The following is a 21,215-nucleotide window of genomic DNA, read 5'->3' on the forward strand; positions in this document are numbered from 1 at the left end:
CTCACAATCCCCAGTAACCGCTTATCATAATCATCTAGTCGCTGATTGCTCCCGATCGTATGAGCTACTGCCTCAACCCAAATTGTCGGAAGCCTCAAAATCGAGACAGTGTAGAGTTTTGCCGCAACTGTGGCGCAACACTGCGGCTCAAAGGTCGTTACCGACCGATCAAGCCGATCGGTCAGGGTGGGTTTGGCAGAACCTTTCTGGCGATCGACGAAGACAAACCATCCAAGCCACGCTGTGTGGTGAAGCAGTTTCTGCCAGCCAACCAGGATGCTCAGCATTTAAAAAAAGCCGCCCAGCTCTTTGAACGAGAGGCAATGCGCCTGGAAGAACTGGGCAATCACCCACAAATTCCAGCGCTGTTAGCCTACTTTAGCCAGGAGGAACAGCAATATCTGGTGCAGGAGTTTGTGGACGGCAAAAACCTGGCAGAGCTGCTGCACGAACACGGCGTGTTTACAGAAGTGCAGGTACGGGCAGTGTTAGTGGGGCTGCTACCTGTGCTGGAGTTTATCCATGCTCACAGCGTTATTCATCGCGATATCAAGCCTCCTAACATTATTCGCATGGCGACTGGAAACGTTGCCAGGCAGTCGCGATCGTCAGAGTGGACTGAATTATTACAAGCGCTTTCACTGGAAGCCGCACAAGGGTACATCGATTTTGTGAGCGATTGCCGCTTTAGCGATCGGCTGCGTGAGGGCTTTACTCAACCACCGAGAGCGTTATCGATCGCCACGTATACCCACTGGCAACAGATGGCAGCACAGTTTACCAGCTACGCCGATTTGCCCTTTGCTCAGCGACAGCAACTGGTCGCAAAGGCGAGTCGCCTGCTCAACGAGAGACGGCAACTGTCTGGATCGGCTGAAACGCATGAAGGACACCTGGCACTGGTCGATTTTGGTGCGGCAAAAGCTGCCATCGGCACTGCCTTAGTGAACACCGGGACGACGATCGGCAGCCCAGAATACCTGGCACCAGAGCAAAGTCGGGGCAAAGCCGTTTTTGCCAGCGATTTATTTAGCCTGGGTGTGACCTGTATTCATTTGTTGACCAACCGATCGCCCTTCGATCTGTTCGACACCAGCGATAACACCTGGATCTGGCGTCAATACTTGAAAACACCGGTCAGTGAGACTCTGGGACATATTCTCGATCGTCTGTTGGAACCGGGTGTGAATCGGCGCTATCAGTCTGCAACCGATGTCTTGCGCGATCTAGAAGGGGGGTTGTCAGAAGGACAAGTTTCCCCTTCTCCTGCCGTGCCCCGCCATTCCGCATCGTCGCCTCAGTCCAAGCCGATCGCGGTACTGGCTCAACCCGCTCAAACACCCGGTACTGTCCGCTCAGCCGCATCAGTAGCGGTACAGGTCATTGCGCAGGCGATCGCGCCCAAGCCCCAGCGGGAGGAGGCTTCCCCAGCCCGACGCAAAGCACCCAAAGCGTTACCGACCTGGCATTGTATCCACCAACTGCTTAATCCAGGGAAGGTGTATGCGATCGCGCTCAGCCCCGTCGAGCCGCTTTTGGCAAGCAGCAGCGGCACCACCATTAAGCTCTGGGATGTACAAACGGGACAACCACTGCGAACCCTGACCGGGCACCTGGATGTGATCTACTGCCTTGTCATTAGTCCAGATGGGACGGTGTTGCTTAGCGGTAGTGCAGACAAAAGCATCCGACTCTGGGATCTGCAAACGGGGCAGCGCCTGGGCACGATCGCCCTGCATACCGACACCGTTCTCAGCCTTGTCCTCAGCCCAGATGGGCGGACGCTTGCCAGCGGCAGTCTCCATGATCCAATGAAGCTGTGGGACTTGGAGACCAATCGGGAACGGGCTAGTCTTTCGGGACAAGCGGGACGCATCGAAGCGCTGGCGTTCAGCCCTGATGGGCTTTGGCTTGCCAGCGGCAGTAGTGACGGCACAGTAGCGCTTTGGGATGTGAACTTGAAAACAGCTACAGGACGAGAACCTCGTTTCCTGAAAGGGCATGTGCAAACGGTTGCAGCGCTGGCATTTGAACCAGACGGCAAAACCCTTGTCAGCGGGAGCTGGGATGGGACTGTCAAGCTTTGGAGTACGCGCACCCAACGCGAAAAGCGCACCCTTCAGCCAGAATCTGGTCGCGTGACTGCCCTCACGCTCAGTCCTGATGGCAAGCTTCTGGTCACAGGCAGCGATACGCTCAAACTCTGGCAACCACGCACTGGCAAAGAGCTTGCCACCCTGTCTGGGCATACCTCAGTCATATCTGCGATCGCCCTGACCCATGACAGCCAAACTCTGGTCAGCAGCAGTTGGGATGGCACCATTCGGATCTGGAAAAACGGAGACGCGTGAGTCCTCTTATGAGCCAAGGCGATCGCCCTGCCTTGCCAACAACGGTGCCGCCTGAAGGAGTGCTTGCGTATAAGGGTGCTGAGGGTGCGTGAAAATGTCGTGAGTGAAACCCAGTTCAACGATTTTGCCTGCCTGCATGACCGCAATGCGATCGCAAAAGAACCTGGCAACCCAAAGGTCATGCGTGATGAACAAATAGGTCAGATTAAACTCATCCTTCAAGTCTCGCATCAGCGCTAAAACCTGCGTCTGCACGCTGGCATCGAGCATACTGACAGGCTCATCGCAGATGATCAGTTGTGGACGCGTAATCAGGGCACGGGCGATTGCCACCCGCTGTTGTTGCCCGCCTGAAAGCTGCGCTGGATAGCGATCGTAAAACGACTTCGCCGGACTCAAACCCACGCGCTCCAGCATGTCCAACACTTGCCCTTTCGCTGCGTTCGGTTCAGCCAACTGGTGAATCCGCAGCGGATCTCCAATGCTCTCCCCCACCGTCATCATGGGATTTAAACAGGCATGAGGGTCTTGAAACACCATCTGCATGTGTCGTCGCTGCTGCCGCATTGCCTCCCGCGTCAGCCCGACTAAATTTTGCCCCAAAAACTCGACCTTACCTGCGGTTGGACGAATCAACTGCAAAATCGTCCGTGACAGCGTACTCTTGCCACAGCCCGATTCTCCCACCAACCCCAACGTTTCACCAGGATACAGATCCAGCGTGATACCATCTACCGCTTTGATCGTCTGATCGTCTTGCGAGAATAAACGAGAGATGAAATTTTGCTCCAATGTATAGTGCTGCTTAAGGTTATCAAGATGGAGCAGGGGTGTCGGGTGCCGGGTGTCGGGTATCAAGTCTATCTTCTCCTCTTCCTCCACTCCCCACTCCCCACTCCCCACTCCCTTAACCACATCAACCGCCTGCAAATGCAACGCCGCCTCTAAAAGCGATCGCGTGTATGCATGCTGAGGGTGCTGCAAGACAGCCTGAGTCGTACCTGTTTCAACAAACTTGCCGTTATACATCACCGCAATGCGATCGCAATATTCGCCAATCATGGCCAAATCGTGAGAAATGATCAGCAACGCCATCTGGCGCTCGTCGCAGAGCCGGGTCAGTTCGCGCAAAATCTGGGCGGCAACAGTGACATCCAGGCTCGTCGTCGGTTCATCTGCCACGATCAGTTTGGGATTCAGCAACAGCGCCAGCGCGATCGCCACCCGTTGGCGCATGCCGCCACTAAACTCATGCGGGTACTGCGACCAGCGACTAGCAGGAATGTTGACGGCTTCTAAGGTGGCGATCGCCTGCGCTTTTGCCTGCTGTCGAGAAAGCGTTGGTTGGTGCGATTGGAGCGTTTCTAAACAGTGATCCCCGATCGTCATAAGCGGATCAAGGCGCGTCATTGGGTCTTGAAAAATCAACGCAACGGCTTCACCTCGAAATTGACGCAAGGCCGCTGGCGAAAAATCAAAGACAGACTGGCCAGCGAATGCTACACGTCCCTCAACAAGCGTGTCTTCTGGCAGTAGCCGCATCGCCGCTCGCCCCAACGTACTCTTGCCACAGCCCGACTCTCCCACCAAACCCAGCTTTTCCCCAGGGCTCAGGCTAAACGAGACATCATCCACTGCCCAAGCGATCGCATCCGACCCAGACTGAGGATACGCCACCCGCAAATGTTCGACCTGAAAGAGAGCGTTTGTCATGAGTGAGTTATTAAGAATGAGCGTTCAGCGTTCAGCCTTCAGCGTTCAGCTACTCTATCAGTTGTTAGCGATCACACAAAACAGTGCTGAGACGATATGACTGACCACTGACTCCGGGCGACTGACTGCTGACCATTGACTCCTGACCACGAATCGCTGATAGCTGATAGCTGACGGCTGACGGCTGACCGCTGACGGCTGATAGCTGACGGCTGACCGCTGATCGCTGCCTTCTCCTTCTGCCCCTACTTATCACACCGTCGCATCAAATAAGCCACCCCAAAATCACCGTTTGGATGCTTTTCTAAGATTTCCGCCAACTCAAAAATTTGTGCAGCCAGTGCGGGGCCCAATTTATCGATCGTGGCACGTCGCTCTTGCGCCAATTGCTCTCTTTCCCGTGTGCGCGTCTGCCAGTCATTGGAGAACATGTGGTCAATGACAGTATGTAACCCCAGCGTTTGCAGCGTCTCCCACTCACCTCGATCGCACCAAATGCCTTTGCAGTTTGGGCATCGCTCCACATAAAACGGTGTTTTCACACTCACCTTTGCCCTTGCCAGGTACGCATTGCATTCGGGACAAAGGGCTGCTCTTGAGTCGAAGGGCGATCGTGCACAATCCATTTCCAGCGCCTGATCGATTAACGTAGATAAGTTTTCCGCAGGCGGCTGCTGTTGCTGCCAATCGGCATAATCGGCGCCCCCAAGCCAGACCCCGTCACATTCCGAACAATGGTGAGCCGCTAACTGTTTCACCAGCTGACGATCGACCAAATCTACTTTTTTATCCTTCGGACACTGCACTGGCGCTTTCCCCAATTCAACCAATCCTTTCTATTTAACCAAGCAAGCGTAAGGATTTCGGCTTTTAAAGTGAAGAAATCAGGAGTCAGTGGTCAGGATTTAGACCTCACTCAACACTTAAAACGCAAAACAATTCTATTCTCCCAACAGCCCATCACAGTAACGCTGTAAGGTGGTCAGGCGATCGCGGATCTGTTGTCGGCGCTGCTCAGCGGTTACCGATTGCCGTGCTGCCTGCAAAAACATGATGTCCATGGCTAACAACCGCAGTTGCTTGTCAATTTCTACGTGGTACGACTGCACCCAATGCTGTACTGCTGGAGCGAGTTCATCGAGCTGTAAACTCAAGATCTGCTCGCGGAAAAACTGCTGCAATGCCATTGCTTTAGACTTCAACGCCAGCTCAGTGTCATTCGATACAGCCAGAATCTGATCCATTTCCCTCAAACGGTGCTTAAACGACTCGTAGGGCTGCTGGTACTTTAGCGGCAACACGTTCTTCATCCTGCACCGCCTCATTCGTAAGTTAGTGTAAAGAATTTTGTCATTCTTGCTAGGATAGACACTAATGGAGGTTAAGAACATCACAGTTAAACGCAAATTAGCTCTAATGTTCATGCCTTTAGAAAAGAATTTAGATCGCAACAAATTTAGTGTTTACTGATTATTTTGCGACCTGATAAATTCACTGCTTGTGCCGATTAGGTTCAGGTTAACTAGCCACCTGTTTCGCTCGTCGTGAGACTGGAAACTACTTGTTAGTTTTTGGGACGATGCGTCGAAACAACCGACCTGTATCAGGCAGCACACGGTGCAGTAGAATCAGCCAATACAACAAATCTTTCGAGCCTTCCGACTCCTAAGCTTGACAGCATGCACCTAACGGCTCCCGCATCTCCCATTGAGTTTGATCTTCCTGCCTGGTTGCAGGACTGTCTACAGGCGCGATCGACTCAGCCGTCGCCTGCTGCGTCCGAAACCTCTAAAACTGATACTGACGACCTGGTCTGTAGAGCCTTTGAATTTGCCTACGAGCTCCATAAAGGGCAATACCGAGCGTCGGGCGAACCCTACATCATGCACCCTGTTGCAGTGGCTGGCCTACTGCGCGATTTGGGCGGCGGCGGCGTCATGATTGCTGCGGGGTTCTTGCATGACGTAGTTGAGGATACTAGCGTTACGGCCGAAGAACTCGGAGAGCTCTTTGGTGAAGAGGTTCAACTACTGGTTGAAGGCGTCACTAAACTCTCAAAATTCAACTTTTCTAGCAAAACAGAACGACAGGCTGAAAACTTTCGCCGCATGTTCCTGGCTATGGCGCAGGATATTCGAGTCATCGTCGTCAAGCTAGCAGACCGTTTGCACAATATGCGGACGCTTGAACATTTACCCGATGCGAAACGTCGGCAAATTGCGCTCGAAACGCGCGAAATCTTTGCGCCTTTAGCCAATCGATTGGGGATCGGGCGCTTTAAGTGGGAGTTGGAGGATTTGACCTTCAAATACTTGGAGCCTGAGTCCTATCGGCAAATCCAAGAACTGGTGGCTGAAAAACGGATCGATCGCGAAACGGGTCTGGCTCAAATTGTCGATAGCCTCAAGCTGCGCTTGGAGCAAGCAAAAATTGCTTGTGCTGACATTAGCGGTCGCCCCAAGCATCTCTATGGCATCTACCAGAAGATGAAGCGGCAGCAAAAAGACTACAACGAGATCTACGATGTAGCCGCGATTCGACTGATCGTCAGCGCCAACGACGAATGCTACCGTGCTTTGGCAGTGGTTCACGACATGTTTCGCCCCATTCCTGGGCGCTTCAAAGACTATATTGGTTTGCCAAAGCCCAATCGCTACCAGTCGTTACACACGGTTGTCATTGGCAACACAGGTAGACCACTGGAAATTCAGATTCGGACCCTGGAAATGCATCACATTGCAGAGTACGGGATTGCTGCTCACTGGAAATACAAAGAAGCAGGCAGCTCTAGTAAGACGCAACTAACAACGACCGACGAGAAATTCACCTGGCTGCGTCAACTGTTGGACTGGCAAAGCGATCTCAAAGATGCTCAGGAATACCTGGAGAACATCAAAGACGATTTGTTTGATGGTGATGTTTACGTCTTCACGCCTCAAGGCGATGTGGTATCCCTTAGTCGTGGTGCAACTCCCGTTGATTTTGCTTACCGTATCCATACCGAGATCGGTAATCACTGTGCTGGGGTGCGTGTAAATGAACGCATGACTACACTCGACACGCCGCTGAAGAACGGCGATATCGTTGAGATTATTACTCAGAAGAACTCTCGACCAAGTCTCGATTGGCTTAATTTTGTCGTCACTCCCGGTGCCCGTAATCGCATTCGTCAGTGGTATAAGCGATCGAACCGAGAAGAAAATGTGGCTCGTGGTCGTGAAATGCTAGAGCGCGAACTGGGTAAAAATGGCTTTGAGGCTCTGCTCAAGTCAGCTCCCATGCAAGCGACAGCAGAGCGATGTAACTATCATACAGTGGAAGATTTGCTTGCTGCCGTTGGCTACGGCGAAGTCACTCTCAACTCCACTCTCAATCGCTTGCGTGAAACGATTAAAGCACAGCAACCTTTAGTCAAGCTCTCTGATAGCCTCAGTGCTTCTACTCAAGAGCTGCCGTTGTTGCCGACGTCTCCCAAACTCTTACCAGTCCAGCCGTCTAGCAAAGCACCCATTATTGGTGTAGAGGGCTTACTACATCACATCGCAGGATGCTGTACGCCGGTTCCAGGTGAAGCCATCATTGGCGTTGTCACACGTAGCAGCCGAGGCATTTCAATTCACCGTCAAGGCTGTCCTAACGTGGAGCCGATCCCCGGCGATCGTCTGGTGCCCGTTAGTTGGAATACGGCTGATCAGGATCATGGGCGTCCGCAAACGTACCCAGTAGATATCCAAATTCAAGTAATTGATCGAGTCGGCGTACTGAAGGATATTCTGTCTCGCCTAACCGATAATAATATCAATGTCCGTAATGCCCAGGTAAAAACGTATCCAGCTCAAACTGCGATTATTGATTTAGGCATTGACATCCGTGACCATGAACAGCTTGAGCGCACCTTTAGCCAAATCAGAAAGTTGAGTGACGTGCTTAATCTCCGCCGTTTGAACCAGATCGAAGACTGATGCATCCGTCCTCTCAAGCACTAAGTCTGATGCGAAACGATGTGCAAACAAAACGGCTGGCGAGATAAATGCTATGCTCCATTACGATTAAATTTCAACATTAACGCTTAAAAAACAATACGTAGCCCCGTCAGATCAGCGCCTTCTTATTAGGCGTAATTGATAGATACACAGCATATACGTGTATTTACTGGCAGGCCACCATTTTTCTTACTATCTCTGCTGTCAGCCACGATCGCGCAGATAGCTTGTCTGAGGCAATAGCAGGGCTTCGGATATTGCGTTTTGTGACTTGAAGCCAGATTAACATTTATACTCTAAGATGAAGTTGAGTGATTCTAGTCACAGCCTCTAGCTTGATGCCACGGGTACGATCGAGACCACTAGGGATTGGAAGAACGCTTGGGGATACCTACTGAATGCATTGCCCCTTACTGAATGTATTGCCCAAACCTGCAACAATGGTATTATTCTTTCGTCTAAGATTAGAGCCTTACACGTTGATCAGTACCCTCAGTGCCTGAATCAGTCAAAATCTACCCTCATCCCTGGGCATGGGAGTTCTAGCCGCCGTGAGTACCTGGACACCCAACTTTAATCGACAGATCGACCAAGAGGAGCAGCAGTTGTATGATCACTTGCTCCGGCTTGTTCAGTCTGAGCTGCCTGCACAATTGATAGAACGCTTTCGTGCGTTGTTCGTTGATGGGGTCGGCTATCCTGACTCAGACATTGCGGCCGCAATCAACAAAATTGCTACATCCAAAGCCGCTGACCAAGAATTTCGCTTTGTTCTCAACCGTTGCTGTCACATCTTGATCAACCGTTGGCAGACTCGCCCCCAACTTCAGGCTGCCATCCCAGAGCTGATCGCGATTTTTGAGACAACGCCCTCTCGACCCGTCACTGAATATTCGCGATCGCGATCGGTGAGACGCGTGCGCGAGTTGGTGAAGGGATTTGTTGACAGTGAGCAATATGTCACGCTCCGTCGCTTGGGGCAGGTGATGAACCAGGCGGTTGACCTAAAGACCCCTCCGCCTGCTCATGAGCCGATCGGTGCTCTCATTCAGCGCTATCCCTATCTCTATGAGCACTGTCTGTTGACTGAGGGCAGCCCTTATGAGCATCAACAAACGATTCGGCAACTTCAGACGAAGGCACAGCGTCAATACGAAGTTGATTTGTCACAATACGTAACTTATCAGGTGAGGCGATCGCAGATTGACCGTAATGCACCCTTGCTGGCGTCTCACCGGATTCTTCAACCCGTCAAAAATCCAACCTTATTGAGCGATCAAGAATTGTGCCGCGCGCTGAAGCAGTTTGCTGGTAAATCTCAAAGCGCTGGCACTTATCGTGACTTAGCGCAACGGTTTCTGACTCACACCAACCAGGCACCCACCTACCAGTCGTTCAAGGATGACCTTTACCAGTACATTACGGCGTCCGTAGACCCAGAATATGGTCGGCGACAGTTCAACAATCAACTCTACAGTCAGTTAAAAAACACGCTGCCAGAAAGCGATGACCAAAAACTCAACGATTTCCTGCTGGTGAGAACATGTAGCCAGTTGCTAAACTTCCTGGTGGTTGAGAGCCCTCAGAGACCCAACCATTTTGTCTTTGTTGATCTAATCTCCAATATCGGCTCTACGTTAACGACGGGCCTCTTGCTAAAAATTGTGCTAATTTGTCGCAAGGTAAAGCCTTACCTGGAAAAGCGCTTTTCCATTTTGTTCAACCACTATGAATTTTGTCGCCGTGATGGTGTGCAGTGGCTCGTCGAAGCGATGGAAACGCTCAATTTAGCGCTGAGCACGAATTTTAGTACGATTGATCTTTCTTTTATCAATCAAATTGCGTATCAATGAGTTTTGGGGAGACGAAAGCAATTTTTTGTGCTAACGTACCCTTTGAATTGATCTGTCGGTAAGCTTGGTCGAGTAGCCTCTTGTCAGCTGTGCTATGGATTATTAAGGATGCCGCCTCCAAAGGCTTGACTCGACCTGTAACCGGGAAGGCAACCAACGCTTAAACGGGTTTGTCTGAGAGCAGTGGATTGCTCATCGTAAGTTCGGCAGCTCATTCATACAATCATTTTTCGGGAGAAGTTGAAAGGAATGACTCAGGTAGTTCTCGGTGAAAACGAAGGCATCGATTCTGCTTTGCGGCGCTTTAAACGTCAGGTCTCCAAAGCCGGCATTTTGGCTGATCTACGGTCGCATAGACACTTCGAAACACCAATTGAAAAGAAAAAAAGGAAGGCAATTGTGGCTCGACGCAAACGTCGCTACAACTAAGTTTTAGCTTCTAAACGTTATTTTTTGGGACAGTCGCGCTTTCATCGAACCTCCACAGAACAAAGAGTGAAGCCTAGATGAATAGGGAAGCGTGATTATTTATAAGCTTCGGCAGTCTCTTTAAAGCACCCAGGTTTTGGGTAGCATGGGTTACGCATTGAAACGCCTCCTACGTTTAAGTGAGCCTACCTATTTAGCACAGCTTTAGGCTTTCTCGGGCAACGCCCACGCCGAGCCAGCCGAAGTGCATCTTTAGTTTCAGATGTTACAAAAGCAGTGCACGCAGTCGATCGGCGATCGACTGCGTGCACTTTTAGCGAAGCGGCTTCAGCTAGCAAGCAGCTGACTAACCACCAACTTTGTCCTGAACTTTCTCAAGCACGTTTTTGATGTCTTTCTCGACCGAGGGGATGCTCCCTGAGTTTGAGGGGCGCTTCATCTCTTTGAGGCCCGCTTTGCCTTGCACTTCATTGAGGCCACCACCTCTAGTTTTCGCTTGCGTTTCGCTCAGGTTGGGGGGATGATCCGTAGCGATCGCATTACGCGATTCTTGTTCGTACTCTTTAGCAGCTTGGTTTGCGGCTGCATTTGGCTCATTTTTGATGGGTGCAGCAAAAACGGGAGTCACGTAAGAAAACAGTAAGACAGCGCAAAGACAAAGGGTTAAAAAGTAGCGAAGGGGACGTAAAGCAGTTAAAACATCTTTCATAGCAGGCTCCTCCAGGCTATAGAAGTTAGAGTTGAAAAGCTTGTTGCACAGTGCAACGAAGCTTCTCTATCTACTCAGATCGACCTACCTATCGACATCTACATCTTGGCGGATCTATATCGCTGTGTTGGTTGTTTCTTCTCTCTCTGGGGGAGGAGCAAAAGGCTGGGATAGCTGCTCCAGGTCGCTTCGTGCTGCTAGGAGCAAGCCACGCCAATTGGCTACACTCAGAGCTATCCAGTAGTCGGTCGGGGACATGGCGCCACCATATCGCTACTAGAAATACAACCTTATTCAATTTATGTGACTCAGTAGGTGTAAAACATTTCTTGCAGTGCTTTGGTGTCACTTGTGATTGTGAGACCCAGCATCAGCAAAATGCGGGCTTTCTGGGGGTTTAGATTATCCGTCACGATGAAGTCATGTTCATCGTCTTTCTCTTCGCCGTTTCGCACAATACGCCCAGAACCGGTGCGTGAACTCCGGGCAATAATTACCCCTTTTTGACGAGCCGCGATCGCGGCAGGCTCCAATTGCATCGAGATGCTGCCATCGCCGACACCCGCATAAACAATACCTTTGGCACCATCAGCAATAGCTGCGTTAAGTAACACAGGGCTATTGTTGCCATAGCCATAAATGATGTCAACCTGAGGTAGCTTTGTGTTGGTGGTGACTGTAAACGGGGTGGCAGTGGTATGTTTGCGTGCTGGCGTACGGTAAAAGTAGGGTTTGCCCAATTCGACATAGCCTAGATAGCCCAGATCAGGAGTCTGAAAGGTGTTAAGACTGGTTGTATTGATTTTTGTCACTTCACGGGCAGCCGAAATTTGGTCGTTGAGGCTGACGAGTACGCCCTTGCCCACAGCGGTTGGACTGCCTGCGATCGCCACTGCATTGTAGAGATTGAGGGGCCCATCGGCACTCAGCGCTGTAGCGGGACGCATCGATCCGACAATGACAACGGGCTTTTGGCTCTTCGTCACGAGATTGAGAAAATAAGCGGTTTCTTCGATCGTATCGGTGCCATGAGTGATCACCACACCATCGACATCCGGTTTTGCCAATACTGCATTCACACGATCGGCAAGCTTCAGCAGGCCCGCATTCGTCATGTTTTCGCTGGCGATTTGCAGCACCTGCTCACCCGTTACGTTAGCGATTTTTTTCAGCTCAGGTACAGCGCTAATGAGCGCAGCTACGGGTAGTTTGGCCGCTTGATAGCCAACGGTTGTGGTTGAAGTCGCACCTGTGCCTGCGATCGTGCCACCCGTGGCCAAAATCACCACGTTGGGTAGTTTAGCGGTAGGTGCAGCAGGTGTTTGTGCAATCGTCTCTGACGATCGCGTCATAACAGCCGCTGGAGGCATTTTGCCGGGAGCAAATTGCGCTAACGCTGGCATGATTATGAGCATTGCGATGGTCAGCACAAACAAAAGGGCAAACACGAAGCGGCTTTTTCGCATGAGATGGACACCTGAGGCGGGGGCTAGAGATTGAGGCTCAATATAGTCCAGAATGATAACCGACTTCGTAGTCTCAAGAACAAGCAGACAGCGTCCATTTAGTTGAGTCGATGTTTTTGCAGTGCCACGATCGCTGCCTGAGTGCGATCGCGCAAACCTAAGCGACTCAGGATATTTGTCACGTGATTGCGAACGGTCTTTTCGGAGATGAAGAGAACCTGTGCAATCTCGCGGTTGCTAGAACCCTGGGCGATCAGCTGTAGAATTTCCTGCTCTCGCGGCGTTAAGTCCGTCAACTCTAAGGGTGGATTGGGTGGCACGGGTGGAGCCGCGATCGCCTTGTGAGAAAGCCCTGGACCGATCTGGGTGTACCCTTTTTGCACAAATCGAATAGCCTGCACTAATTCTTCAAACGGCGTATCCTTCAGCAAATAGCCAGAGGCGCCCTTTTGCAACGCCTGCGTGACGTACTCCTGATCGTCAAAAGTGGTCAGCACCAGAACTTTGGTGCCGGGAAACTGCTGACAAATGGCTTGGGTTGCGGCGACGCCATCCATGACAGGCATGCGCACATCCATGAGGACAACGTCCGGCGTTAAGGCGGCGACGAGAGCGATCGCGTCTTGCCCGTTGGCGGCTTCTCCAACTACCTGTAAGGTGTCATCTGATTTCAGCAAGGCTTTCATCCCTCGACGGATCAGATCTTGGTCGTCAACGAGCAGCAGGCGAATCATGGAGGTGAGGGGTGAGGAGTAAGGGATGAAGAAGGCTATTGGGGCTCAGTAAGCCTCATCAGGATGGCGGCTGCAAGGGAAAGGTGGCGCGGATTTGACAGCCTTGTTGGGGTGCTGCAATGAGTTCAAACTGACCCGCGATCGCTGCTGTGCGTTCCTGCATGCCCTGCAAGCCAAAGCCTGTAGTCGTCTGGTTCGGGTCAAACCCCTGACCATTATCCTGCACCGAAACCTGTAGGCGATCGACGATCGTTTGAATGGTGACATCGACCGCAGTGGCAGCAGCATATTTGCAAATGTTGGTCAGTGCTTCTTGCACGATGCGATAAACGGTACTTTGAATATCGCCAGACAACGGTTTGTGAAGCAACAGTTGGCAGTTGGGCGTAATGCCTGTAGAGCGGCGAAACTCTTCGATGAGAGTGGCGATCGCGGCCTCCAGTGATCGTCCCTGCAAGGGATCAGACCGCAGTGCTGAGACGGATTGTCGCACCTCTTGAAGTGCGGTAGAGCCAATCTGCTTGGCTTCGACTAGCAGCGCTTTTGCCTCTTCGGGGTCTGACTGCAACAAGCGCAGCGCGGCCTCCAGATGCAGGTTGTAGGCAGTGAGGGAATGCCCCAACGAATCGTGAATATCGCGCGCGATACGATTCCGTTCTTGCAGCGTTGCCTGGTCTTCGATGCGAAGTGCATATTGGCGCAGGCGTGTGTTCGCGATCGCCAGTTGCTCTCGACTACGCCGTTCCGATAAGGCCGCATTTACAAGCGCTTGCAGAAAGATCACAATCAGCCCAAACATGACGATAAAACTCAACAGCAGAAAGCCACCGCGATCGACAAAAATAGGGATGCGAAACAGTTCTAATGACCGGAATCGTTGTGCCTGTAGGCTGATGCAAAGCCCAACCGCGATCGTTGCTACCACTGAACGGTAGTACCCCTCAAACACCAAGCAATTGCGAACAATCAGCACCACGTACAAAAGCGTAAACAAACGAATGCCACCGAATGTTGTCAGGAACAGCAGCAACCCCATTTCAACCACGGTGTAGAAAACTTTGGCAGTGGGGCGGGACGGCAGCTTTAACCCCATCAGCACAAACACACCGAGACCAATCAGATTGAGCAAGGGCGATCGCGGCAGTTGGCTAAAGGGCGATCGCGGCAGAATTTCGCTCAATGCCACAATGCCCAATAGTATCCACTCCAAATAGAGCAGAAAGCGGAGTGAATCATCTCGATGGTGAGCGGGTAGCTTCATGCTGCGTTGATCCTACAACCACCTACCTTACGCGTTCTCAGGCAAGGGATACAAGGGTGCGCTGTCCTGCTACAGCGTGGGACAAATGTCCCGCTTCAAATGAGGACACCTGCCTCAGGTGTGGAACCGCTATGACTCATAGGATGGGAGCATCGAACTGAGGAGCCAACCGATGAAACAGCCCATGAAACGAAACTTGATTGCGCTACTGGCAGGCAGTCTTGTTGTTGCAACCCCTATACTTGCCAACCTGGCAGTCGCTCAAACGCCAAGCCCGCTGCCTGCCAACACCCCTAATGCCGCAGTCATTCCAGCAGATCGCTTAGAGCGACGTCAGCAGCTTCGGAGTCAAATCAGCACGATTCTCACACCGGAGCAGCGTCAGCAGTTTGCTACTGCGATCAAACAAGGTCAATCCGTGGAAGCGACGATCGCCGCAATGAACCTTTCTGCCGATCAAAAAGCGCAACTGCAGCAGGTGCTTGCAGCATCAGGCTTGCCTAATCTGTCGCAGCTTAACCTCACTCAGACGCAAAAAGTGCAATTGAAGCAGGTATATGCCCAAGTGCGCACTCAACTGGACCAAATCCTGACCGTAGAACAGCGCCAGCAGTTCAAAGCCGCTTTGGTGCAAGGCAGCAGCTTCCAAGGCGCGATCGCCACGATGAACCTTTCAGCAGAACAGAAAACCCAAGTGCGCCAGATGATGCAATCTACCCGTCCTCAACTGGACCAGATCTTAACGGCTGAACAAAAGCAGCAGCTTCGACAAAACCTGTCTTCACTGCGGCAACAACGCCAACGCTAAGCGCTACAAAGCATTGAACTCAAGCTCGCCTTCAATCTCCTATTCCCAACCCTTTCACGCTTTGGTCAAACTCCTATGCATTCATCGTCTACAGCGACCGCCAATGACGCGTTCCTTGACTACCTTCTGCACCTTGTCGATCAGATGGGCGATCGCCTGGGTCTTAATGTCCCGCCAGTCGTACCGATCGAGCAACTCCGCGACTTGCCTCTTGGCACACTGGGGCGATCGCTGGCTGACTTCCTCGACCAGGAGAAGTTAGCTCCGTTCCAAACAGGTCCCCGTCGCAAGCAGCTTCACGACAGCGTGCATGTGCTGACGGGGTATGGTGCAGACCCGATCGGTGAAGCAGAAGTACAAGCCTTCTTACTCGGCGCCAAGTTTCATCCAGCCCACCTGCTGCTAATGGGTGGCTTACTCCGCATGATCCATCGGCGAGTCGTGCCCTTACCGCTGTTGCATACCGCTATTCGCCAACGGCTATGGGCTGCCTACTGGCATGGACAGCGTTCTACCTTCGATGTTGATACCTGGCAACCCGAAGCCCAGTGGCATCTGCCACTTTCCCAGGTAAAAGCTCTGTTTCATCTCTAACAGTCGACTCACGTTCATTATCCACGTTCATCTCATTCATTGTCATAAGGAGACACTCATGAAGTACCTACTATCGCTTTCCTTGCTCGGTCTGACTTTCGTGCTCAGTAGCTTGCCTGCTTCTGCGGGTCAAGTGACGGGTGTACGGGGTGGTAACGCTTCGGGTTCCGGGTTTGTGGTGCCCAACCGTCAAGGGGGCACCACTGGCTACGGACAAGGCTCTTTTACCGGACCAAATGGCGCTAATGGCAGCGGTCAGGCACAGTTCCAAACAAATGGTCAGGGGAGCGCGACTTACAGCGGCAGCACCAGCGCTACAAGAGCAAACGGTCAGCCTGTGAATGCGACAACCAGCGGCAGCAGCAGCTATAACTCAACCACGGGCTATAGCGGTCAAAACACCACGACTGTCAATGGCAATACCTACACCACATCGACTCAGAATGGGACTGCCACGCTAACAACGCCCTCTGGTAGTCAAACCTATACCCCACGACGGTTCCGTTAGTCGACAGTAAGGGTGTCATCAGAGTTAAGGAAGCCCGATTGTTGTCTCATCTAGGAATGCGATCGCATTCCTAGATGAGACAACACCCCAGATGAGGCAACACTAGCGTTAAGCGCATGCGGCACTTTGCCAGGTTACGACAAAAGCAATGAGAGCGATCGTGACTACAGCCGCAATCAAGTCAAAGGGCACTGCACCAGTAAGCCGCATCTCTGACTGAAGTGGAACTGGACGCTCTCCACAACCGCCTTGACGATCGCTGACCAACAAAAAGCCCCAGCGATAAAGCTGGGGCAAAAACTAAGAAAGCCAAATAGTGATACAGACGTAGCCAGCAATCAGGAGCAGGAAGAGTACTCCTAAACGCTCTAGCTCACGACAAAAGCAGTCAACAAGCTAAGGACAACTAGACCAGCCGCGATCGCTGCTTGCACGGTATAACGCTGTTGCTGTTCCGCAGAGGGATACTCAGCAAAATAAACCTTGGGCTCTGCAGCGTAGTTGTTGAGAATGCCGTTTTCGTTGGTGGTGTACATAATCAGTTCCTCTTTAAGTTTGTTGCCTTATGTAAATCAATATAACGTTTTTGTTACATAACGTCAATAGATGAGTGATTTTTGCTATGCAGAATTTGTTCTGACCACCATCAGATTTTCTAAACGATGAGCGCGATTGTCCTCGTGGAGTGGTTCAAGGACTCTATTTCAGGACTTACACAAAAGTTGTCGAAGTTCGCCCCCTACCCCCCAAGATTGGGGGAACTGAGTTTATTAAAGCCCCCAGAATTGGGGGTTTGGGGGCAAATGCGTAAGTCCTATATTTGTAAGAGGCATTGCTGCTTTGAGGGATGAATTGCGTAGGGGCGGTTCGCGAACCGCCTAAGAACAGCGACCAGCGGAAAAGTGTCAACGCAACCTTTTACAATGAGGAACGTTCCGACTGTGTTGCGATGCCATGAGTCTTCAGAGCAAACCTGCTTGGGCAGGCGATGATTTTCTCTCTCGCTGTGTCAACCGCTTGATTCAAACCAAGTCTGTCTATACAGTGATGAAGCAGCAGGCACGTCAGGTGCTCATTCAAACAGCGGAAAAGAATGGCGTTCCCTGGCGCAAGCGCTACGAGGAACTGACAGCAGCAGGGTTGCAGCAGCGGGCAGAACAGGTCATCAATACTGAAGTCCGCTATCCCGACTATTATCAAGTGCCGTTCCATGCGTATGAGCAGGGGAATCTCTGTTGGGAAGCCGCCTTTGAGGCAGAATCGGCGACTCATGCCATGGCACTCCGAGTCTGGAAAGATGAACCGTTAACCTGGCAAGAGGCTCAGGAGAGGCTCCGCAGCAGTTTCCATCAGGTGCTTGCCCAACACAGCATGCAGCCTGTGCAAGACATACTCGACATCGGTTGCTCTGTTGGACTTTCGACTCTGGCATTACATCGCTTCTATCAAGGTCGGCAGGATGCGCCTGTCTATACCACTGGTTTAGACTTATCGCCCCACATGTTGACCGTCGCTCAGCATCGCGATGAAAAGGGTGAGATTAAGCAATGGCTGCATGCCAACGCCGAAGCGACAGGTCTACCCGATCGCTCTTTTGATCTAGTCACTCTGCAGTTTGTGATTCACGAGTTACCCCGGCAGGCAACCATCGCCATCTTTAAAGAGGCGTTACGGCTTCTGCATCCTGGTGGATATCTGGCGATCGTGGATAACAATCCCCAGTCACCAGTCATTCAGAACCTGCCACCCGTGTTGTTCACACTCATGAAGAGTACAGAACCCTGGTCAGATGATTACTACACCTTCAATGTCGAAGCGGCACTGCAGTCGGTTGGCTTTGCCCCTGTCACCACCGTTGCCAGTGACCCTCGCCATCGCACTATTCTGGGACGCAAACCATCTCGTTATCCTACCCTGTCTCGCGCTACCGATTAGCGGTCTAAAACTTGAGCCAGGCGATCGACCCCTGTGGCAATCTGCGCCTGATCCAGTTCTCCATAGCCGAAAATAAACTCTCCTCGCTCACCAGGATGGCAATAGTGAGACTGGGCAGACATGAGCCCTGCGACACCCCAGGAGGTTGCAGGCACCCTGGTACTATCATTGCCCTTGTCTGAGGCGTCTGCAAAAGTTCGGACTGGCCCTCCAAACGATGATGAAGCCGATTATGCTTTACCCGTGTGGGCAGGAGAAATCCCCTTGCGGCTAACTCCACTGGCTCCGATCCCCGATCCAAAACTACTGGCAGGTGTTGAGTTGCCAACGTCTGTGCAACACTACACTCGCAACAGTAGCCGCCAATCATGAGAACGAAAACAGCATTGATGCTATCCCTTCGTCGGGTGATTCGGAGGATCGATCGAGAGACTGTCGGGCTGATCTATGGCTTTCTGGGAGTGTTGACGTTCAGCCTGACCCTTCCCGCCACTCGCTTAGCTGTCGCTGACTTAGATGCCACGGTGGTTGGGTTAGGACGGGCAGTGGTGGCAGGCATCCTGGCAGCCATTCTATTGCAAGTCACACGGCAACCCCCACCCTCCCTTTGATCCCAATACCCTAAGCGTTGTGTCAACAGCTATAAATGAATTTGGGTGGCACCAGATAGTGAGAAACTGCCACAACCAAAGTCTCATTGGACAGCAAAAATCGGCACAAGGCAACGAAACCAATTAGAAAGAGGCAATCCTCATTAGAAGCCTATACGTGCTGTCATCATGGCGTTTTGCTCTCCTGAGCAGACGGTTCATTTAACAGTGAGAGTGACTCTTCACACCAGGCTAACCATGCCGTTTCGAAGCGAATCCCATTCAACAATGTCAGGTACTGAAATTTCGCTTTTACTGGCAGGGCTTGAGGATTCGGAAAGAATTTTTGCTCAATTTGCCGATACACCGTTAGCCGTTCTTGATGCCGCGCTTGATGCTGCTTGAGTTCCGCTAGAAACGTGTCGTTTGGCACGGCATACCCTGAAAACGTTTTTACCAGCAGGTCATCCCGTAGCGGCGCAATGTCGCAAGGCTCGGCAATCCAGGCTTTCAGGTAAGCTTTGCCGGCTTCGGTCATTTGATAAATGCGTTTATCGGGACGACTTTGCTGATGAATGGTCTCAAAACTCAAGAGGCCTTGTTCCTCTAACTTGCTCAGCTCTCGATAAATCTGCTGGAAGCTGGCTTGCCAGAAAAACCCAACGGAGCCTTCAAACCGCTTCCGCAGGTCATAGCCGCTGCAGGGTTGATCGAGCAAGATCGCCAAAATTGCGTGTGCTAAAGCCATAAACCAAAATTGCTTGACAATTCAATTAGTTGACTATACCTTATTCACTATAGTCAACTAATTGAATAGCAGCATGATTGATTATCAGACCGATCAGTTCACCCTTCGTAAAAACCTTCAGGAGCGTCAACGTATGAGTTACAACCTTTACCAAATCGATCTTCCAGAGCATCCAGAGGCAGTCATTTTTGTGAATGGCTTCGTAGCACGCGATCGCGCTGGCTTTCTGTGGATGTGGCAAAACCTTTTCTGGATCAGGCACACAACAGCGCAAGCAAAAGGCTGTGTGCAGGTGAAAGCCGGGATCTGTGGCCCCAGAGAGGTGATCATGACCAGCTATTGGCGATCGGAAAACGACCTCAAAGACTTCTTTAGAGGTGCCGGTCACAGGCAGATGATGCAATTCACGGCCAAACACCCCCAAAGCCTGTGCCTGTACAATGAGACCTACCAACCCTTACGCAGTGGTAAGTACACCCATGAGCCTCAAGGTATGGCAAGTCTTTATGCACGCGTGTAAGCAGGAAAGAATGCTGCCAATCAGGACTCTAAAAACGGTCTAACGCTTTTATCACAGGCTGACCAGACAACGGTATCGGTGAGAACGGTGACTGGCAGCAAGTGCACGGGAGCGTTAGACTGCGCTTGCATACCCACTGCAAACCATCAAATTGATTATGTCTGACGCGTCCTGGCACCACGACACCCTCTACACAAACGGCATCAAGCTGCATTATGTGACTCAAGGCGAAGGGCCACTGATGCTTTTGCTGCATGGCTTTCCAGAGTTCTGGTATTCCTGGCGGCACCAAATTCCAGAGTTTGCAACCGATCACAAAGTCGTTGCGCTGGATCTACGTGGCTACAACGACAGCGATAAGCCAGAAGCCCAATCGGCCTACGTGATGGCCGAGTTTATCAATGATGTGAAAGGTGTGATCGAAGGGTTGGGCTACGATCGCTGCATTCTGGTCGGGCACGATTGGGGTGGCGCGATCGCCTGGTCATTTGCCTATGCACATCCAGAATTGGTCGAGCGCTTGATTGTGCTGAACCTGCCCCATCCCGCCAAATTTTCGGAAGGCTTACGCACACCACAGCAAATCCTCAAAAGCTGGTATATTGCCTTTTTTCAACTGCCGCTCTTGCCCGAACTGCTCTTTCAATTCGACGATTTTAGTTTGCTAGAACAGGCGTTCCGTGGCATGGCGATCGACCAAAGCGCCTTCACTGACGCTGACATCGAGGCGTACAAAAACGCCTTTGCCAAACGTGGTGCGCTGACAGGTGCCATCAACTACTACCGCAATCTGTTTGCTCAATTTTCAGTGGAGCGATCGTGGGGCATTCTCACCATTCCAACCCTCATGATTTGGGGTGAGGCAGATACGGCTCTGGGCAAAGAACTGACCTATGGGACTGAAAAGTACGTGCAGGATTTTCGTATTCGTTACATTCCCAACTGCAGCCATTGGGTACAGCAGGAACAGCCGCAGTTAGTGAATCAATTTATGCGAGAGTTTCTTGAGTAGG

At 51.6% G+C, this 21,215-nt stretch carries 23 protein-coding genes; 12 read left to right on the plus strand and 11 right to left on the minus strand.

Features of this window, described 5'->3' with window-relative positions; genetic code table 11:
* Positions 1-59 precede the first annotated feature (59 nt).
* Positions 60-2,351: a protein kinase domain-containing protein gene (locus C7B82_RS34050; protein ID WP_106261027.1), complete on the plus strand. Its 2,292-nt coding sequence runs from the start codon at positions 60-62 to the stop codon at positions 2,349-2,351.
* A 6-nt stretch (positions 2,352-2,357) separates the two neighbouring features.
* On the opposite strand, the gene C7B82_RS30440 is transcribed toward C7B82_RS34050, so the two are convergent.
* The 3 genes from C7B82_RS30440 to patD all read right to left on the minus strand — a co-directional run bounded on the left by C7B82_RS30440 (position 2,358) and on the right by patD (position 5,374).
* Complete coding sequence (locus C7B82_RS30440; RefSeq protein ID WP_106261028.1) at positions 2,358-4,064, minus strand: dipeptide ABC transporter ATP-binding protein; 1,707 nt, start codon at positions 4,062-4,064, stop codon at positions 2,358-2,360.
* Between the two features lie 245 nt (positions 4,065-4,309).
* On the minus strand, positions 4,310-4,870 hold the full coding sequence (locus C7B82_RS30450) for a TFIIB-type zinc ribbon-containing protein (RefSeq protein ID WP_106261030.1): 561 nt from the start codon (positions 4,868-4,870) through the stop codon (positions 4,310-4,312).
* A gap of 135 nt (positions 4,871-5,005) precedes the next feature.
* Positions 5,006-5,374 carry a heterocyst frequency control protein PatD gene (patD, locus tag C7B82_RS30455; protein ID WP_181357794.1) on the minus strand — a complete coding sequence of 123 codons (369 nt, stop codon included), beginning with the start codon at positions 5,372-5,374 and terminating at the stop codon, positions 5,006-5,008.
* A gap of 369 nt (positions 5,375-5,743) precedes the next feature.
* Between patD and C7B82_RS30460 the strand changes: the two genes are divergently transcribed.
* The 3 genes from C7B82_RS30460 (at position 5,744) to rpsU (ending at position 10,329) form a co-directional block, all read left to right on the plus strand.
* Positions 5,744-8,026 (plus strand): RelA/SpoT family protein, encoded by a 2,283-nt coding sequence (locus tag C7B82_RS30460; protein WP_106261137.1) that lies wholly within the window; start codon positions 5,744-5,746, stop codon positions 8,024-8,026.
* 554 nt (positions 8,027-8,580) lie between these two features.
* Positions 8,581-9,900 (plus strand): hypothetical protein, encoded by a 1,320-nt coding sequence (locus C7B82_RS30465; RefSeq protein WP_106261031.1) that lies wholly within the window; start codon positions 8,581-8,583, stop codon positions 9,898-9,900.
* Positions 9,901-10,149: 249 nt separating this feature from the next.
* Positions 10,150-10,329 carry a 30S ribosomal protein S21 gene (gene rpsU / locus C7B82_RS30470; RefSeq protein WP_106261033.1) on the plus strand — a complete coding sequence of 60 codons (180 nt, stop codon included), beginning with the start codon at positions 10,150-10,152 and terminating at the stop codon, positions 10,327-10,329.
* Between the two features lie 346 nt (positions 10,330-10,675).
* Here rpsU and C7B82_RS30475 read toward each other — a convergent pair whose 3' ends face one another.
* From C7B82_RS30475 to C7B82_RS30490, 4 genes are all read right to left on the minus strand, one after another.
* A complete protein-coding gene (locus tag C7B82_RS30475) occupies positions 10,676-11,038 on the minus strand; it encodes a hypothetical protein (protein WP_106261035.1) in 363 nt (120 codons plus the stop codon).
* 308 nt (positions 11,039-11,346) lie between these two features.
* On the minus strand, positions 11,347-12,504 hold the full coding sequence (locus tag C7B82_RS30480; protein ID WP_106261037.1) for an asparaginase: 1,158 nt from the start codon (positions 12,502-12,504) through the stop codon (positions 11,347-11,349).
* A gap of 98 nt (positions 12,505-12,602) precedes the next feature.
* Positions 12,603-13,238 carry a response regulator gene (locus C7B82_RS30485; RefSeq protein WP_106261039.1) on the minus strand — a complete coding sequence of 212 codons (636 nt, stop codon included), beginning with the start codon at positions 13,236-13,238 and terminating at the stop codon, positions 12,603-12,605.
* Between the two features lie 58 nt (positions 13,239-13,296).
* Complete coding sequence (locus tag C7B82_RS30490; protein ID WP_106261041.1) at positions 13,297-14,499, minus strand: sensor histidine kinase; 1,203 nt, start codon at positions 14,497-14,499, stop codon at positions 13,297-13,299.
* A 172-nt stretch (positions 14,500-14,671) separates the two neighbouring features.
* Here C7B82_RS30490 and C7B82_RS30495 point away from each other — a divergent pair, with 172 nt between their 5' ends.
* The 3 genes from C7B82_RS30495 (at position 14,672) to C7B82_RS30505 (ending at position 16,409) form a co-directional block, all read left to right on the plus strand.
* Positions 14,672-15,307, plus strand: coding sequence for a hypothetical protein (locus C7B82_RS30495; protein WP_106261043.1), 636 nt, complete (start codon positions 14,672-14,674; stop codon positions 15,305-15,307).
* 75 nt (positions 15,308-15,382) lie between these two features.
* Entirely contained in the window at positions 15,383-15,901 is a 519-nt protein-coding gene (locus tag C7B82_RS30500) for a hypothetical protein (RefSeq protein WP_106261044.1), read from the plus strand.
* A gap of 58 nt (positions 15,902-15,959) precedes the next feature.
* Positions 15,960-16,409, plus strand: a complete 450-nt coding sequence (locus tag C7B82_RS30505; protein WP_106261046.1) for a hypothetical protein — start codon at positions 15,960-15,962, stop codon at positions 16,407-16,409.
* Positions 16,410-16,517: 108 nt separating this feature from the next.
* On the opposite strand, the gene C7B82_RS30510 is transcribed toward C7B82_RS30505, so the two are convergent.
* Positions 16,518-16,706 (minus strand): hypothetical protein, encoded by a 189-nt coding sequence (locus C7B82_RS30510; RefSeq protein WP_106261048.1) that lies wholly within the window; start codon positions 16,704-16,706, stop codon positions 16,518-16,520.
* A gap of 71 nt (positions 16,707-16,777) precedes the next feature.
* Positions 16,778-16,945, minus strand: a complete 168-nt coding sequence (gene psb34, locus C7B82_RS30515) for a photosystem II assembly protein Psb34 (RefSeq protein ID WP_106261049.1) — start codon at positions 16,943-16,945, stop codon at positions 16,778-16,780.
* A 418-nt stretch (positions 16,946-17,363) separates the two neighbouring features.
* Here psb34 and C7B82_RS30520 point away from each other — a divergent pair, with 418 nt between their 5' ends.
* The gene (locus tag C7B82_RS30520) at positions 17,364-18,344 is read left to right on the plus strand and encodes a class I SAM-dependent methyltransferase (protein ID WP_106261051.1); all 981 of its coding nucleotides are present in this window, start codon (positions 17,364-17,366) and stop codon (positions 18,342-18,344) included.
* Here the strand turns inward: C7B82_RS30520 and C7B82_RS34490 are convergent.
* On the minus strand, positions 18,341-18,466 hold the full coding sequence (locus C7B82_RS34490; RefSeq protein ID WP_281259068.1) for a hypothetical protein: 126 nt from the start codon (positions 18,464-18,466) through the stop codon (positions 18,341-18,343). The two genes, C7B82_RS30520 and C7B82_RS34490, sit on opposite strands and share 4 nt — an antisense overlap.
* Between C7B82_RS34490 and C7B82_RS30525 the strand changes: the two genes are divergently transcribed.
* Both C7B82_RS30525 and C7B82_RS30530 read left to right on the plus strand, forming a co-directional pair.
* Positions 18,465-18,716, plus strand: coding sequence for a hypothetical protein (locus C7B82_RS30525; RefSeq protein ID WP_181357795.1), 252 nt, complete (start codon positions 18,465-18,467; stop codon positions 18,714-18,716). The genes C7B82_RS34490 and C7B82_RS30525 overlap by 2 nt on opposite strands.
* Positions 18,713-18,955, plus strand: a complete 243-nt coding sequence (locus C7B82_RS30530) for a hypothetical protein (protein WP_219904770.1) — start codon at positions 18,713-18,715, stop codon at positions 18,953-18,955. The genes C7B82_RS30525 and C7B82_RS30530 overlap by 4 nt, the downstream gene beginning before the upstream one ends.
* Before the next feature lie 166 nt (positions 18,956-19,121).
* Here the strand turns inward: C7B82_RS30530 and C7B82_RS30535 are convergent, their stop codons facing one another.
* Positions 19,122-19,682: a PadR family transcriptional regulator gene (locus tag C7B82_RS30535; protein ID WP_106261052.1), complete on the minus strand. Its 561-nt coding sequence runs from the start codon at positions 19,680-19,682 to the stop codon at positions 19,122-19,124.
* Positions 19,683-19,755: 73 nt separating this feature from the next.
* Between C7B82_RS30535 and C7B82_RS30540 the strand changes: the two genes are divergently transcribed.
* Positions 19,756-20,202: a monooxygenase family protein gene (locus C7B82_RS30540; RefSeq protein WP_219904771.1), complete on the plus strand. Its 447-nt coding sequence runs from the start codon at positions 19,756-19,758 to the stop codon at positions 20,200-20,202.
* A gap of 157 nt (positions 20,203-20,359) precedes the next feature.
* Positions 20,360-21,214 (plus strand): alpha/beta fold hydrolase, encoded by an 855-nt coding sequence (locus tag C7B82_RS30545; protein ID WP_106261054.1) that lies wholly within the window; start codon positions 20,360-20,362, stop codon positions 21,212-21,214.
* The last annotated feature ends 1 nt before the right edge of the window (position 21,215 follow it).

This window comes from Stenomitos frigidus ULC18 (genome assembly GCF_003003795.1).
In the GTDB taxonomy this organism is placed as follows: Bacteria; Cyanobacteriota; Cyanobacteriia; order Leptolyngbyales; family Leptolyngbyaceae; genus Stenomitos; species Stenomitos frigidus_A.

What these genes read in the sequence shown, in the direction of transcription:
- C7B82_RS30460 (WP_106261137.1), top strand. Translation starts at nt 5,744, where the DNA reads ATGCACCTAACGGCTCCCGCATCTCCCATTGAGTTTGATCTTCCTGCC.
- C7B82_RS30535 (WP_106261052.1), bottom strand. Translation starts at nt 19,682, where the DNA reads ATGGCTTTAGCACACGCAATTTTGGCGATCTTGCTCGATCAACCCTGC.
- C7B82_RS30505 (WP_106261046.1), top strand. Translation starts at nt 15,960, where the DNA reads ATGAAGTACCTACTATCGCTTTCCTTGCTCGGTCTGACTTTCGTGCTC.
- C7B82_RS30540 (WP_219904771.1), top strand. Translation starts at nt 19,756, where the DNA reads ATGATTGATTATCAGACCGATCAGTTCACCCTTCGTAAAAACCTTCAG.
- C7B82_RS30545 (WP_106261054.1), top strand. Translation starts at nt 20,360, where the DNA reads ATGTCTGACGCGTCCTGGCACCACGACACCCTCTACACAAACGGCATC.
- C7B82_RS34050 (WP_106261027.1), top strand. Translation starts at nt 60, where the DNA reads ATGAGCTACTGCCTCAACCCAAATTGTCGGAAGCCTCAAAATCGAGAC.
- C7B82_RS30465 (WP_106261031.1), top strand. Translation starts at nt 8,581, where the DNA reads ATGGGAGTTCTAGCCGCCGTGAGTACCTGGACACCCAACTTTAATCGA.
- C7B82_RS34490 (WP_281259068.1), bottom strand. Translation starts at nt 18,466, where the DNA reads ATGTCTGCCCAGTCTCACTATTGCCATCCTGGTGAGCGAGGAGAGTTT.
- C7B82_RS30490 (WP_106261041.1), bottom strand. Translation starts at nt 14,499, where the DNA reads ATGAAGCTACCCGCTCACCATCGAGATGATTCACTCCGCTTTCTGCTC.
- C7B82_RS30475 (WP_106261035.1), bottom strand. Translation starts at nt 11,038, where the DNA reads ATGAAAGATGTTTTAACTGCTTTACGTCCCCTTCGCTACTTTTTAACC.
- C7B82_RS30480 (WP_106261037.1), bottom strand. Translation starts at nt 12,504, where the DNA reads ATGCGAAAAAGCCGCTTCGTGTTTGCCCTTTTGTTTGTGCTGACCATC.
- C7B82_RS30530 (WP_219904770.1), top strand. Translation starts at nt 18,713, where the DNA reads ATGAGAACGAAAACAGCATTGATGCTATCCCTTCGTCGGGTGATTCGG.
- patD (WP_181357794.1), bottom strand. Translation starts at nt 5,374, where the DNA reads ATGAAGAACGTGTTGCCGCTAAAGTACCAGCAGCCCTACGAGTCGTTT.
- C7B82_RS30495 (WP_106261043.1), top strand. Translation starts at nt 14,672, where the DNA reads ATGAAACAGCCCATGAAACGAAACTTGATTGCGCTACTGGCAGGCAGT.
- C7B82_RS30520 (WP_106261051.1), top strand. Translation starts at nt 17,364, where the DNA reads ATGAGTCTTCAGAGCAAACCTGCTTGGGCAGGCGATGATTTTCTCTCT.
- C7B82_RS30500 (WP_106261044.1), top strand. Translation starts at nt 15,383, where the DNA reads ATGCATTCATCGTCTACAGCGACCGCCAATGACGCGTTCCTTGACTAC.
- C7B82_RS30440 (WP_106261028.1), bottom strand. Translation starts at nt 4,064, where the DNA reads ATGACAAACGCTCTCTTTCAGGTCGAACATTTGCGGGTGGCGTATCCT.
- rpsU (WP_106261033.1), top strand. Translation starts at nt 10,150, where the DNA reads ATGACTCAGGTAGTTCTCGGTGAAAACGAAGGCATCGATTCTGCTTTG.
- C7B82_RS30485 (WP_106261039.1), bottom strand. Translation starts at nt 13,238, where the DNA reads ATGATTCGCCTGCTGCTCGTTGACGACCAAGATCTGATCCGTCGAGGG.
- psb34 (WP_106261049.1), bottom strand. Translation starts at nt 16,945, where the DNA reads ATGTACACCACCAACGAAAACGGCATTCTCAACAACTACGCTGCAGAG.
- C7B82_RS30525 (WP_181357795.1), top strand. Translation starts at nt 18,465, where the DNA reads ATGAGCCCTGCGACACCCCAGGAGGTTGCAGGCACCCTGGTACTATCA.